Annotated in this window: 12 protein-coding genes; 11 read left to right on the top strand and 1 reads right to left on the bottom strand. The window is 29.5% G+C overall.

Annotation, left to right across the window (positions count from 1 at the left end; translation table 11 throughout):
• Position 1: 1 nt before the first annotated feature.
• The 11 genes from GQX97_RS04875 to GQX97_RS04825 all read left to right on the top strand — a co-directional run bounded on the left by GQX97_RS04875 (position 2) and on the right by GQX97_RS04825 (position 12,645).
• Positions 2 to 1,600 carry a potassium/proton antiporter gene (locus GQX97_RS04875; protein WP_157150814.1) on the top strand — a complete coding sequence of 533 codons (1,599 nt, stop codon included), beginning with the start codon at positions 2 to 4 and terminating at the stop codon, positions 1,598 to 1,600.
• 115 nt (positions 1,601 to 1,715) lie between these two features.
• The gene (gene groL / locus GQX97_RS04870) at positions 1,716 to 3,347 is read left to right on the top strand and encodes a chaperonin GroEL (protein ID WP_157150813.1); all 1,632 of its coding nucleotides are present in this window, start codon (positions 1,716 to 1,718) and stop codon (positions 3,345 to 3,347) included.
• 110 nt (positions 3,348 to 3,457) lie between these two features.
• The gene (locus GQX97_RS04865; protein WP_157150812.1) at positions 3,458 to 3,943 is read left to right on the top strand and encodes a GNAT family N-acetyltransferase; all 486 of its coding nucleotides are present in this window, start codon (positions 3,458 to 3,460) and stop codon (positions 3,941 to 3,943) included.
• A gap of 305 nt (positions 3,944 to 4,248) precedes the next feature.
• The gene (rny, locus tag GQX97_RS04860) at positions 4,249 to 5,778 is read left to right on the top strand and encodes a ribonuclease Y (protein WP_157150811.1); all 1,530 of its coding nucleotides are present in this window, start codon (positions 4,249 to 4,251) and stop codon (positions 5,776 to 5,778) included.
• Positions 5,779 to 5,795: 17 nt separating this feature from the next.
• Complete coding sequence (locus tag GQX97_RS04855; protein WP_157150810.1) at positions 5,796 to 6,611, top strand: TIGR00282 family metallophosphoesterase; 816 nt, start codon at positions 5,796 to 5,798, stop codon at positions 6,609 to 6,611.
• Positions 6,612 to 6,616: 5 nt separating this feature from the next.
• On the top strand, positions 6,617 to 7,654 hold the full coding sequence (locus GQX97_RS04850; RefSeq protein ID WP_157150809.1) for a hypothetical protein: 1,038 nt from the start codon (positions 6,617 to 6,619) through the stop codon (positions 7,652 to 7,654).
• Between the two features lie 198 nt (positions 7,655 to 7,852).
• Positions 7,853 to 8,530, top strand: a complete 678-nt coding sequence (locus GQX97_RS04845; protein ID WP_157150808.1) for a hypothetical protein — start codon at positions 7,853 to 7,855, stop codon at positions 8,528 to 8,530.
• A 37-nt stretch (positions 8,531 to 8,567) separates the two neighbouring features.
• Positions 8,568 to 9,131 carry a bis(5'-nucleosyl)-tetraphosphatase (symmetrical) YqeK gene (yqeK, locus tag GQX97_RS04840; protein WP_157150807.1) on the top strand — a complete coding sequence of 188 codons (564 nt, stop codon included), beginning with the start codon at positions 8,568 to 8,570 and terminating at the stop codon, positions 9,129 to 9,131.
• An 11-nt stretch (positions 9,132 to 9,142) separates the two neighbouring features.
• Positions 9,143 to 10,243 (top strand): GTPase HflX, encoded by a 1,101-nt coding sequence (gene hflX / locus GQX97_RS04835; RefSeq protein WP_157150806.1) that lies wholly within the window; start codon positions 9,143 to 9,145, stop codon positions 10,241 to 10,243.
• Between the two features lie 223 nt (positions 10,244 to 10,466).
• Positions 10,467 to 12,203 carry a proline--tRNA ligase gene (locus GQX97_RS04830; protein ID WP_157150805.1) on the top strand — a complete coding sequence of 579 codons (1,737 nt, stop codon included), beginning with the start codon at positions 10,467 to 10,469 and terminating at the stop codon, positions 12,201 to 12,203.
• A 13-nt stretch (positions 12,204 to 12,216) separates the two neighbouring features.
• The gene (locus GQX97_RS04825) at positions 12,217 to 12,645 is read left to right on the top strand and encodes an N-acetyltransferase (protein ID WP_157150804.1); all 429 of its coding nucleotides are present in this window, start codon (positions 12,217 to 12,219) and stop codon (positions 12,643 to 12,645) included.
• A gap of 7 nt (positions 12,646 to 12,652) precedes the next feature.
• Here GQX97_RS04825 and GQX97_RS04820 read toward each other — a convergent pair whose 3' ends face one another.
• Positions 12,653 to 13,723, bottom strand: a complete 1,071-nt coding sequence (locus GQX97_RS04820) for an LptF/LptG family permease (protein WP_157150803.1) — start codon at positions 13,721 to 13,723, stop codon at positions 12,653 to 12,655.

Genomic DNA, 13,723 nt, shown 5'->3' with positions numbered 1-13,723 from the left:
TATGAATACAGCTATATTAATATCATCTTTAATAATTATAATTTGTATAGTAGCTAGTAAAATATCTATGAAAGTGGGGGTGCCTTCACTTTTGCTTTTTTTAGTTTTGGGAATGCTGTTTGGCTCTGACGGTATTTTAAAAATAGAGTTTGATAATTATGTTGTTGCGGAGCAAATATGTACCATAACTTTAATATTTATAATGTTTTACGGTGGTTTTGGTACCAATTGGAAAGTTGCTAAACCTGTGGCTAAAAAAGCTTTTTTACTATCATTTGTTGGTACTTTTATCACTTCTATGGTTACGGGGGTGTTATGCTATTTTGTATTAAAGTTTGAATTATTTGAGAGTTTTTTAATAGCTTCGGTTATTGGTTCTACAGATGCTGCTTCAGTATTTTCTATACTTCGTTCAAAGAATTTAAACTTAAAAGACGGACTTGCTTCTCTTTTGGAGCTTGAAAGCGGAAGTAATGACCCTATGTCTTATATGCTTACGGTGATATTTTTGGGGCTTGTTGGAAAAACATTAAACAGTCCTCTTTCGATAGTTTATATGGTATTTGCTCAGATAGTATTTGCTGTGCTAGTGGCAGCTTTAATATCATTTATGGCTTACAATGTTTTAAGAAAATTTAAGTTTCCAGTAAGCGGGCTTGATACTATATTTGTGCTTGCTGTTGCTTTGCTTTCTTATTCTTTATCTTCTATAGTTGGTGGAAATGGATATTTAGCTGTTTATTTAGTTGGTATAGTTCTTGGAAACACTAATATTAAAAATAAAGTTGCTTTGGTTAATTTCTTTGACGGTGTCACAGGGCTTATGCAGATGGTGTTGTTTTTCTTGTTAGGGCTTCTTTCTTTCCCTTCAAGAATATCTAATGTTGCTCCAACTGCAATATTTGTAGCGTTGTTTATAACATTTATATCTAGACCTATAGCGGTATTAGCAATATTAACTCCTTTTAAGGTGTCTTTAAAAAAACAGCTTTTAATTATGTGGGCTGGGCTTAGAGGGGCTGCTTCCATTGTTTTTGCTATATTTGTTATAGTAAATGGTGAAGCTATTAGTTATGATATATTTCATATTGTATTTTTCTTAGCAATTATATCTGTATCTTTTCAGGGTACTTTGCTTCCTATTATTGCCAAAAAATTTGACCTTGTCGATTCTGAAGAAAATGTATTAAAAACTTTCAATGACTATGTTGATGATGATGATATGGAGCTTATACAAGTTAACATTACTAAAAATCATCATTGGGTTGGCAGAGAGATTAAAGATATAGAGCTTCCAGAAAACTCAATCATTATAACAATAGAGAGAGGAGATGAAACTATTATTCCAAATGGGAGCACTGTTATAAATAGCGGGGATACAATAATACTTAATGCTAAAAGAACAAAATATTATGATATCACATTAAAAGAAATAAATATTAACATGAATCATCCATGGAAGAATAAAGAATTAAAAGATTTGAAACTGCCAAAGGATAATTTGATAGTGATGATAAAAAGAGACGGAGGAACTATTATACCGCGCGGAAACACTATGATAAAATATAGAGATGTTTTACTCATGAGAAATAATGATTAGATTAATATAATATTATAAAATCAATACTTGAAAAAAAATATATTGATTGTATAATATTTTCAATAAAAATAAGAAAATAATTAAAAATTAAAATATTTGTAAGGAGAAAAAATTTATGGCAGCAAAACAGTTGTTATTTGATGAAGAAGCTAGACGCTCCCTTATGCGTGGAGTAGATGCTTTAGCTAATGCAGTAAAAGTAACTTTAGGACCACGCGGACGCAATGTTGTAATAGACAAGAAATTTGGTCCTCCTACTATAATAAATGATGGTGTAACTATCGCTAAAGAAATAGAATTAGAAGACCCTTTTGAAAATATGGGTGCTCAAATAGTTAAAGAAGTAGCTACTAAAACTAATGATGTTGCTGGTGATGGTACTACTACAGCTACAGTTTTAGCTCAAGCTATGGTTAAAGAAGGTTTAAAAAACGTAACTAGCGGTGCTAATCCTATGCTTATTAAAAGAGGTATAGAAAAAGCAGTTAGCGAAATAGTTGCTCATATTAAATCTGAAGCTAAACAAATTAAAGGTAAAGAAGAAATCGCTCAAGTTGCTACAATTTCTGCTAACAACGATAAAGAAATAGGTGCTTTAATAAGCGATGCTATGGAAAAAGTTGGTAAAGAGGGTGTTATTACAGTTGAAGAGGCTAAATCATTAGAAACTAGCCTTTCATTAGTTGAAGGTATGCAATTTGACAGAGGTTATATTTCTCCATATTTCGTAACTAATGGAGACAGTATGACTGCTGAATTAGAAGATGCTTTAGTTCTTATTTATGACAAAAAAATATCTAACATGAAAGAACTTCTTCCTGTACTTGAAAAAATTGCTCAAACTGGAAAACCTTTCATTATTATTGCTGAAGATATAGAATCTGAAGCTTTAGCTACTTTAGTACTAAACAAAATGAGAGGAGTATTAAATGTATGTGCAGTTAAGGCTCCTGGTTTTGGCGACAGAAGAAAAGCTATGCTTGAAGATATTGCTATATTAACAGGCGGACAAGTTATCAGTGAAGATTTAGGTATGAAACTTGAAAATACTGGTTTAGAGCATCTTGGTAAAGCTAAGAAAATCACTGTTGATAAAGAAAACACTACTATAGTAGAAGGTGCTGGTAAAAAAGCAGATGTTCAAGCTAGAGTAGTTACTATTAAAAAACAAATAGAAGAAACTGATAGCGATTATGACAGAGAGAAATTACAAGAGAGATTAGCTAAACTTTCTGGCGGTGTTGCTGTTATTAATATTGGTGCTGCTACTGAAGTAGAAATGAAAGAGAAAAAAGCTAGAGTAGAAGATGCTTTATCTGCAACTCGTGCTGCTGTTGAAGAAGGAGTTATTCCTGGCGGCGGTATCACTTACCTACATGCTCAATCTAAACTTGATGCTATTAAATTAGAAAATCCTGATGAGCAAGTTGGTGTTAATATAGTAAAAAGAGCTATAGAAGAGCCTATAAGAATGATAGCTACAAATGCTGGTTTAGACGGTTCTGTTGTTGCTATTGAAGCTAAAAAACAAAAAGGCAATATGGGTTTCAATGCTCTTACTAATGAGTGGGTTGATATGTTAAAAGCTGGTATTATTGATCCTGCTAAAGTATCTAGAAGTGCTTTACAAAATGCTGCTTCTATTGCTTCTCAAGTATTAACTGCTGAAGTTATTATTACTGATATACCTGAACCTGAAAAACCAATGCCTCCAATGCCTGGCGGTGGAATGGGCGGTATGTATTAATAATTACCATTAGCTTAAAAAATAATTTTTAATAATAAAAAGCCTTAGTGATTATTTGTTAATCGCTTGGGCTTTATTTTTTATACAGAGTGTTTTTGGAGTGTTATTTTATGAAAGATAAAGTATTTAGTATAAGATTTGCTACTGTGGATGATGTTTCTACTATATTAAAGTTTATTAAAGAGTTAGCTTCTTATGAAAAACTTGAAAATGAGGTTGTAGCTACTGAAGAAATATTAAAAGAATGGATATTTGAAAAGAAGAAAGCTGAAGTTTTAATTGTTTTAGAAGATGATATTCCTATTGGATATGCTTTGTTTTTTCACAATTTTTCTACTTTTTTGGGTAAAGCTGGTATATATTTAGAGGATTTATATATTAGTGAGGCTTTTAGAGGTTTAGGATATGGAAAGAGGCTGTTAAAAGAGCTTGCTAAAATTGCTATTGATAGAGGATGTGAAAGACTTGATTGGCAGTGCCTAGATTGGAACAAGAGCAGTATTGATTTTTATTTATCTATCAATGCTATTAAAATGGAAGATTGGTATACTTACAGATTAAGCCATAATGCTTTAGAAGAGTTCTCTAAAAATTAATTATTTTTTATAATTTTCTATATAATAATTTTTAGAAAATTATTATATAGAAAATGTGAATTTTAAAATGTTTTCTAGAATGTGTAAAATAATAATTAATAGTAATATATCTCAAGTTAATGTTTATTATTTTTATATATAAATATCTTATGCTAATATGTAATAATAATAATTTTTTCAATTTTATGTAAAATAAATATGTTAATGTAAAAGATAATATTGACTTTATACTGAAATTATGTTATTTTATAATCGATAGAGATAGAATATTAGAATAAAGTATAAAAAATAAATGAGGTGAAGATATGAATGTAGTTATAATAATCACCTCTGTTGTAGTTGCGTTTGTTTTTGGATATATAACCCGCTGGGTAATAGCTAAGATTAATCTTAATTCAGCGGAGATAATAAGACAAAATATGCTTCGCGATGCTAAAGAGCAAGCTGAAAATGAAAGAAAAAATATAATTTCAGAGGCTAATTTAGAATTACAAAAAGAGCGTAATAGATTAGAAAATGAAAATAAAGACAGAAGATCAGAAATTCAAAAATTAGAGAATAGAGTACTACAACGAGAGGCAAATTTAGACAAAAAGACTCAGTATTTAGAAAATAAAGAACATAATATTGAGAATAAATTAAAGAAAATTAAAGAGCAAGAGGAAAAATTAGAGGCCCTTCTTGAAGAAGAAAAAAAAGAGCTTGAGAAAATAGCAGGCTTTACTCGTGAAGAGGCTAAAAATGCTCTAATGATAGAAATAGAAGAAGATGCTAAAAAAGCAGCTTCTAAGATAGTAGATAATATAGAAAAGAATGCTATAGAAGCTGGAGAGAAAAAGGCTAGAGAGATAATTGTTCAAACAATACAGAGAATATCTAGCGATGTAACTCAGGAATCTTCAGTTACTTCTGTTTCTTTGCCTAGTGAAGAGATGAAAGGAAGAATTATAGGCAGAGAAGGAAGAAATATCAGAATGCTTGAAACACTTACTGGAGTTGATATTATTATAGATGATACTCCTGAGGCTGTTGTTATATCTTGTTTTGACCCTGTAAGAAAGCATATTGCTAAAGTTTCATTAGAAAAACTTATATTAGACGGACGTATTCACCCTGCAAGAATAGAAGAGATTGTTGAAAAGACAAGAAGAGAAGTAGAAGATTCTATTATGACTGCTGGTGAGAACGCTATTGCTGATTTAAATCTCACTACTATGCATCATGAGCTTATTAGACATATGGGAAGGCTTCAATATAGAACTAGTTATGGGCAGAATATGCTTCTTCATAGTAAGGAAGTAGCAAATATTGCTGGTATGATTGCTGCTGAAATTGGGGCAAATGTTGAGATGGCTAAGAGAAGTGCATTTTTGCATGATGTTGGTAAGGCTATAGAGATTGAGGGTGAAGGCTCTCATGCTATGAGCGGGGCTGATTTAGCTAAAAGATGCGGAGAGAGAGAAGAAGTTGTTAATGCTATAAGGGCTCATCATAATGATGTAGAGACTCAAACTGTTGAGGCTGTTATAGTGAAGGCGGCTGATGCTATTAGTGCTGCTCGTCCGGGTGCTAGAATGGAATCTTTTGAAAATTATATTAAAAGACTTGATGATTTGGAAAAGATTGCTGATAGTGTTGAGGGTGTTGAAAAATCTTTTGCTATACAGGCTGGAAGAGAGCTTAGGGTTATGACTAAGAGCGATGTGGTTGATGATGTTAAGGCTAAGCAGATTGCAAGAGATATTGCTAAGAGAATAGAAGATGAGCTTAAATATCCGGGTATTATTAGAGTTACTGTTATTAGAGAGACTAGGGCAGTTGAGGTTGCTAGATAATAATAAAGGTTTATTTTATGGCTATAAAAAATATATTATGTCTTGGCGATATTATTGGGGTTACGGGAAGATATGCTGTAAGAAGGCATTTAGAAGAGATTAAATTAGAACATAATATAGATTTTGTTATAGCTAATGGTGAAAATGCAGCTAATGGGGTTGGTATCACTAGAGATACTGCCGCAGAGCTGTTTAATTCTGGTGTAGATGTTCTTACTACTGGAAACCATGTTTGGAACAATAGAGATGTATTTGCTCTGATTGGTAATGAAAATAGGCTTCTTCGTCCATACAATTATCCTAATGAATCTCCCGGTCTTGGTTATTATATATATGATTGTGATGATTTTAAAATAGGTGTTCTTAACCTCATGGGCAGAACTTTTTTAGAACCTTTGGATTGTCCTTTCAAAAAAGCTAATATCGCTATTAAACACTTAAAAGAAAAAACTAATATTATATTTATAGATTTTCATGCTGAAGCAACTGCCGAAAAAATTGCTTTCTCTTATTATCTTGAAGGGCAGGTAACTTGTATTTTTGGTACTCATACCCATGTTCAAACTGCTGATGAAAAAATACTCTCTTCTCACACTGCTTATATATCTGATATTGGCATGTGCGGAAGTTATGATTCTGTTATTGGCATGAAAAAAGAGGCTGCTATTGCAAGATTTGTTACTAAAATACCTCATAGATTTGAAGTTGAAACTACTAACCCTATGATTAATGGTATAATAGTACAAGTAGATACTCAAACAGGAAAAGCTTCTTCTATTAAAAGAATTAATATAGTATATAATAATGATCAAGTTGAAAGACTTGAGAAGTAAATATTATGCCTAATACCAAATTGTTTTTCAGACATTTTTTTATTTTTTATATAAAAGTAGCTTTAATACATACATTAACTTATTTTATTTTTGGATTATTATTTTCAAATATTTTTGATTATTCTACAATTTATAGTTATAATGTTGTTAATAGTTTTTTGCGTAATTTTGATTCGCCTTTAATATTATTAGGACCTTTTTTACAGCCTATAAGGTCTATATTTATTGCTATTGCTTTATATCCAATAAGAAATACTATAGCTACTAAATTGGGTTTTTTGAAATTGTGGATAATATTAGTATTTATTGGCATTATAGCAACACCAGCAGCGGCTCCTTCATCTTTGGAAGGCATAATATATACTCAGCTTCCAATAGAATATCATCTCATATCTCTTCCAGAGCTTTTGCTTCAAACATTAACTTTCTCTATTTTATTATGGGCTTTTGAATTATTACCGCATAAAGATAAAGATTTTTCTAATAGATTGTTCTTATTAAAAATAATTTTCTCTCTAATTTTTGCCTTATTTGGAATGTTTTTAATTGCTGTTTCTAGTTTAATTATAATAAACTTTTTAGAAATTGATTATATGAATATAAAATTAGATAAAGAGACTATTTCATATTTAACTGCTATATTAATATTAACAATAATAGTTTCTTACGGTTTTGCTAATAAAGTTGCCAAAAAGAAAATATGGCTTTTACTAATTATTCCTTTAATTTTTATTATATATTTAGCTTTACCTTATTTTTATAATTACTTTTTTAACACAGCTTACAATACAAAAATTGCTTTAATTCCCTATGCATCAAGTTCTGTTTTAATGTCTTTTATATATTATATTTTATTTGCTTTATTTTATGGACGTATAGTAAAAAATAAAAATGTTGAAAATACAAATAAAGCTATTTCATATATTGATAATAATGATAAAGGTTTAGAAATTAAAAATATAGAAAGTAATGACAAAACTAATGAAGATATAAATAATACTTCATTAGATAATGAAAATAAAGAGAATTCTAACAGTAATTAGTTTTACATATTTATTAAGACATATTATGCTTAATGTTCTTAAAAATGTATAAAATGTTTAACAATAGTTGATAATTTTATATTTATTTCTCTTTTTATGAATATTTAAGGGCTTTTTTCAAAAAGACATTATTTACTTTTTGTCTTTTTTTCTTTATAATATCTACAAATATTTAAAAGTGTTTATTTTGGAATTATTATGAAAAGACTATTGTTTTATATAATATTATTAACATATTCAACAGCATTATTTGGATTTAGGGATATTGAGAGAGAGGGTTCTTTTAGTTCTTCTAAATTTAATGATTGGCTTTTAGTTGCCACTTTTAATTCTGATAATGTTCCTTCTTTTAAGTTTATAGATAAATATGATGATAAAGAGTGGGAGAGTTTAGATTCAAGCAAAAAAGAATATTCTTATAAAGGTGCTAATAGTAAAGCTGGAATATTTGCTATATATAATATGAAGTATTATCAATATAGAGGATACAATCCGCTTTATACAAAAGAGCTAAATGGCAAATATTCTAAGATGCTTAAGCGTTTTTATTTTTACAGATTTAGCGGAAAAGGTGCTGGATTAATTTCATTAGACAATTCACTTGTAGCAATTGATACTTATTCAAAATACGTTTATATATATGGTATGCCTATAAGAGAGAAGTCTACTTTTGGTGTTGATTTGCCTTTAGAATGGGGAGCAGCAGACACTAATATGGCTACAGGAAAAGATTTTATGCCTTTTTATATGTATGACCCTGTAGGACATGTTAATGAAGATGGAAGTGTTGTTCTTTATGACCAATATAAAGAGTCTTTTTTAGATAAAGAAAAACGCTATAAACCTGTATTTAATCATAAATCTATATACAGATAATTGACATTATTTAAAAATATATCATAATATTTGCATTATGAATAATTTTGATGAAAAGCCTATATTAGATTATATAAAAAAATATCTTCCATTTAGAGAAGAGCATATACTTTCAACTAGAGATTTATCTGTAGAGCTTGCAAAGCATTATAATATTGATGTTAGCAAAGCATCTATTGCAGCATTGTGTCATGATTTGGGTAAGAGATACAAAGAAGAAGAGATGCGAAAAATCATATTAGAGTATGATAAAATAGAATACCCAAAACATATCACTTCTGCTTTACTTCATGCTAGGGTAAGTGCCATAATAACAATAGAAGAGTTTCATATAAAAGATGATGATATAATATCTGCCATAGAAAGCCATACTGTGGGGCATGCTAATATGAGTATGCTTGAGAAGATTATATATGCATCTGATTATCTTGAGCCTAGTCGTAAATTAGAGACTGCTGACAGATTAAGAGAAGAGATTTTTATTAATTTTGATGAAGCATTTTTAAAAGTGGTATTAGAGTCAATATATTTTGTGCTTTCAAAAAAACAGTATTTATCTGATAAAACTATAGAGCTATATAATTCATTAGTGATTAAATAATAAAGGTATTTATGAAAAGAGCGTATATAATATTTGTAGCAGATTCCAGAGAATATAGAAATAAAAAAATTAATATAGACAATATTTTAACAGAGTTATCAATGCTATGTGATACTGCAGGCTATGAGGTAGCTGATAGATTTTCTTTTATACAGCAGAAAATAGTAGCAGGTACTTACATAGGTACAGGTAAGCTTGAATCTTTAAAAGAGAGTGCTATAGCTGACAATGTAGAATATTTTGTTTTTGACAATGAGCTTAGCGGTTCTCAGGTGAATGCTATAGAAGAGGGCTCTAATATAAAAGCATTAACTAGAACAGAGATTATATTAGAGATATTTGCAATGCGTGCCAAAACACTCACAGCTAGAATGCAAGTAGAATTAGCATTTTTGGAGTTTGAATATCCAAGATTAAAGGGTAAGAGAAGCAATTTAAGCCAAGTAAGAGGTGTAATAGGTTTAAGAGGCGGAGCAGGAGAAAAACAACTTGAGTACGATAGAAGAAGGGCAAGAGAGAGAATACATAAACTTAAAACTCAATTAAGCAAAGTGGAAAAATCTGCAAGCACAGGAAGAAAGGGAAGAGGCTCTGCTTTTAGAATAGCTATTGTAGGTTATACCAATGCTGGAAAAAGTACTTTATTTAATCTTTTATGTAAAGAAGACACATATGTAGAAGATAAACTTTTTGCTACATTAGACACTCATACAAGAAAACTTTATTTATCTGATGATGCCCCTCTTGAGGCTATTATTAGCGATACCGTTGGTTTTATAGATAGGCTTCCTCATACTTTAATAGCTTCTTTTAAGTCTACATTATCTGAAGTGGTAGAGGCTGATTTGCTTTTGCATTTGGTTGATTCTACAGATGAATATATTGAAGAGAAACTTATTAATGTTGAAGCTACAATAAAAGAGATAGAAGCTTCAAATATAAAACGTATAATGGTATTTAATAAAGTTGACAGTTTAGAAGAAAATCAAAAAAACAAAATACTTACTATGTATGATGATGCAATTTTTATCAGTGCCAAAAACAATATAAATATAGATATATTGAGAGAAAAAATATTAAAAATAATTTTAGAGTCTTTTAATAACGGTTGATAATTTATATTTTTAGTATATACTGAAAGCGTAATTTTTTACTAAAAAATAGGGTATTATTTTATATGTATACCTATATTTATTTAAAGCTAAGATATTTGCACTTTTTGGTTCTTTTTGCGGCTGGAAAAAGAACTGGGGGTGCGGGGGCTAGTCCCCGCGAATAATAAAAAAGAAATTTTTCAATATATCATTAATACAATTTTTTTAAGGAAAACATATTATGCGTTTATCGAAATTATTTATGCCAACACTAAAAGAAGCTCCAAGTGATGCTATAATAGCTTCTAATAAATTAATGATAAGAGCGGCACTTGCAAGAAAAATATCTAATGGTCTTTATTCTTATTTGCCTTTAGGTGTAAGGGTGTTAAATAAAATATCCAACATAATACGCGAAGAGATGGATGCAATAGGTTCTAATGAATGCATAATGCCTATACTTGTTTCAAAAGAATTATTAACTCCTTCTGGAAGATGGGAGAGATTTAAAAAAGAATTATTTAGATTAAAAGATAGAAATGATGTTGATATGGCAATGGGGCCTACTCATGAAGAAGCTTTCACTATTACAGCTCAAAATGAGATACAGTCTTATAAAGATTTGCCTGTTACATTATATCAAATACATACAAAGTTTAGAGATGAGATTCGCCCAAGATTTGGGGTGATTCGTTCTAAAGAGTTTACAATGAAAGATGCTTATTCATTTCATATTACTAAAGAGTGTCTTGATGAAACTTATAATGATATGAGTGGTGCTTATACAAAAATATTTAAGAGAATGGGGCTTGATACAGTAAGCGTAAAGGCAGATAGCGGAGCAATGGGCGGAGAAGGAAGCGAAGAGTTTATGGTGCTAAGTGAAGTAGGAGAAGAGACAATTATTTTCTGCTCAAAATGTAATTATAGGGCTAATGTTGAAAAGGCTAATGTAATGGAAGATGAAGAGGCTAAGTCTTATACTGATAAAGCATTAGAGGAAGTATATACTCCAGATATAAGAACTATTAATGATTTAGAGAAATTCTTTAATACAACTTCAAATAATTTTATTAAAAGCATAATATACAAAACAGAAGAAGATGAAGTGATATTAGTTGCCATTAGAGGCGATTTAGAAATAAACGAAACAAAGCTTTCAAATGCTTTAGGTGGGCTTGATATTGAGTTAGCTTCCGAAGAGATTATAAAAGAGGTTACTGGTGCTAGAGTTGGTTTTGCTTCTCCTGTTGGATTAAAGAAAAAGATAAGAATATTTGCAGATAAGTCTATTAAATCAGTAGCCGATGCAATAGTTGGTGGAAACAAAGACGACACGCATATAAAAAATGTTAATATAAATAGAGATTTTAATGTGGATGTGTGGGGAGATTTTAGAGTTGCTAAAGAGGGTGATAGATGCCCAGAATGCGGAGAGAAGTTGTATCAAAAAAAAGGCTTAGAGCTTGGGCACATATTTAAGCTTGGTGATAAATATACTCAGGCATTTAATTTCACTGTATTAGATGAAAACAATAAAGCAATTACTCCTATAATGGGCTGTTATGGCATTGGGGTTAATAGGGCTTTAGCTTCTGTAATAGAGCAGAATTATGATGATAAGGGTATAATATTTCCTATAAGTGTTGCTCCCTATGAGGCTATAGTTGTGGCAATAGATAAAGAAACTGAAGACTCATTCAAAAAAGCAGAAGAGATATATAATGCTTTAAGTTCTATTGGTGTTGAAACTATGTTTGATGATAGAAAAGCAAGACTTGGGGTTAAACTTAATGATTGTGATTTGATTGGTATTCCTATGAGGATAATAGTAGGAAAAAAATCTCTTGAGCGTGGTGTTGTTGAGTTTAAGTTAAGAAGAGATTCAGAGAGTGTTGAAGTTAAAGTTGATGAGATAGTTGAATATGTAAAAGCAAAAAAGAAAGAATTATTCGATGAGATAAGCTCTAAATTATAATAAACATTTTAATATGATAGAGCTTATAAATAATATTGATGATAATATAGTAGAATCTATTTTTTTAATATCATCAAAAAGCGAATATATTACTTTATCTAAAAATTATATAAAAGAATACATAGAAGATAAAAATCATAAAGTAATTATAATAAAAGATAATGAAAAAATAGTAGGGTTTATCATATATTTTTTGTTTTCTCCTGATATTGATATTTTATTTATAGCAACATATCCAAATAATAAAGGCTATGGTAATAAATTATTATCATATTTATTTGATGATGCTAAAAAAAATAATGTAGAAAGTATAAAATTAGATTTGCATGAAAACAACATCAATGCAAAAGAGTTTTATACAAAAAATGGTTTTGAGTGTATAGGCATTAGAAAAAAATACTATAATAAATATAGCGCTTTAATTTTAGAGAAAAAACTATAAGAACAAATTAATAGAATTTCTTAAATGCTAATAAACAAAGCACAGCAAAAATAATATTTGGCATCCAAGCAGCTATAAATGGATTCATATTTCCTCCATCCCCCATAGAACGGAACATCATAAGTATAGAATAATATAATAATGCAACCATTATAACCATTACTAAACTTACTACCAATACACTTTGAGTTGAAAATTTTGAAAATAATGAAGCAAGTAAAACAATAATAAATCCAGAGAAACAATATGATATTCTATAATGAAAATCTGTTTCAAGAGTATTAGTATTTAAATTTACTTCTTTTCTTAATTTAATCCAATGCAATTCTTCTGTTAAACTCATAGAGTCTAAAGCAGGCCTATTCATAAAATGTTCAGGTCTTTCAAGTACATCAAGCGGATAATTATTTATTTCTTTTACAGATATATTTTTGTCATCAGTAAACTCTGCCAATATACCAGTTTCAGCATACCATTTTCTTTCATTATCATTCCATCTTACACTAGGTGAGGATATTCTCATAGTTATAGCACCATCTTCTTTTAATTTTACAATAACAGTATTTGTAAGATAATTGTCATTAAAATTAAAGTTTTCTATAAAATATATATAATTATTAGCTCCAAATATATTTAATGAGCCAGTATATTCACCTTTTTTATTGCCTCGCCCTAAATCATTGGCTTCAAAAGATATTTTATTCATAGGAGCAGCTACAAATTGCCAAAATCCAATAAGACCTAAACATAATACTATTACTATAATAAATATTGGTGAAGAAAATTTAAATAAACTTATGCCAGAATTTTGTACAGCTAACATCTCTTTATTTTTTACAAAAGTACCAAGAACATAAGTTGAAGAAAACATTAAAGCTATTGGAAATAAATAATATACATTATGCGGAGTTCTTGCTAGGTGATATGTAATAAAATATTTCATATTTTCTGGGTGTTCCGTGTAGTAAGACAATTTACTGCTTAAGTCTGCTATAGTTACCAATATAACAAACAATATTAATGAACCCAGAAACATAGATAGAAATTCTTTTAATAAGTATGAGTTAAGTTTTTTCAT

Source organism: Brachyspira sp. SAP_772, from assembly GCF_009755885.1.
Taxonomy (GTDB): Bacteria; Spirochaetota; Brachyspiria; order Brachyspirales; family Brachyspiraceae; genus Brachyspira.
The sequence above is the reverse complement of the archived record's forward strand: the minus strand, read 5'-3'. Positions and strand labels throughout refer to the sequence as shown.